This window comes from Parabacteroides distasonis (assembly GCF_004793765.1).
GTDB classification, from domain to species: domain Bacteria; phylum Bacteroidota; class Bacteroidia; order Bacteroidales; family Tannerellaceae; genus Parabacteroides; species Parabacteroides distasonis_A.
Genome location: NZ_SRYM01000129.1, coordinates 1 through 1,073, shown reverse-complemented (window position 1 = coordinate 1,073; position 1,073 = coordinate 1). Strand labels below are relative to the sequence as shown.

The 1,073-nt window shown below is 41.5% G+C and carries 1 pseudogene; it reads left to right on the top strand.

Annotation, left to right across the window (positions count from 1 at the left end):
- The first annotated feature begins 95 nt into the window (after positions 1–95).
- A pseudogene (locus E5342_RS19010) lies at positions 96–1,002 on the top strand (IS982 family transposase).
- Positions 1,003–1,073 lie beyond the last annotated feature (71 nt).

Here is a 1,073-nt window from a genome sequence, read left to right as displayed (position 1 = left end):
ATATAACCCAATAAATATCTACTTGAATAATAATAACATAACGATAAAAGTGTTAACTTTTTAGTGCCAAATATAACATTTAAACGATCACCGCTATGTTCTCGGAGGCTAAAGTTACAAAGATTTATTGTCTGGCAGATGATTTTTGCAAGGAACTTGCATTACAACAGAAAAAATATATGCTTGAAGATAAGAACCGCAAGCATCGTAACAAACCCAACCGCATGAGCGACGCGGAAATCATGGTTATTCTCAGCCTGTTTCATACCGGAGGTTTCTGATGCTTCAAGCATTATTACATGGGATGTGCCTGTAAACATCTGAAGGGACTGTTCCCCAAATGCGTATCTTATAACCGTTTTGTGGAATCGGAAAAGAGCGTGTTACTTCCATTGACTATTTTTATTAAGAATGTTTTGCGTGGAACCTGTACAGGCATCAGCTTTGTCGATTCAACCCCCTTGCGTGTTTGTCGTAATCAACGCATACTGATTCACAAGACCTTCGAGGGGCCTGCCGAGCGTGGGAAACGCTCCATGGGCTGGTTCTTCGGATTCAAGCTGCACCTGATTATCAATGGCAGGGGGGGAAATCCTCAATTTCATGTTCACTCCCGGGAATGTGGATGAACGGGAACCCTTAAAGCAGGGGCGGTTGCTGAAAGACATAAAAGGGAAATTATGTGCTGATAAAGGATATATCGGACAGGCCTTGCTTGAGAATCTGTCTCTTAATGGCGTACAGCTTGTAACAAAGGCGAAGAACAACATGAGAAACAGCCTGATGAGTATGGCCGATAGAATTTTGATCAGAAAACGGACTTTAATTGAAACGGTTAATGACGAGTTGGAGGACATCGAACAGATCGAGCACTCCAGGCACCGCTCAGTCAACGACTTTGTGGCAAACGCGTTATCGGCTATTGCCGCTTATTGCTTCTTTGAAAAAAAGCCCGCCATTGATATTGACCCCATCAATGACGGACAATTGAATTTATTCTGATTATATCAAGCTCACGTTAATAATAAAGTGATATACGGAAATTTTATATTCTAAAAAAACAATGGACTGGC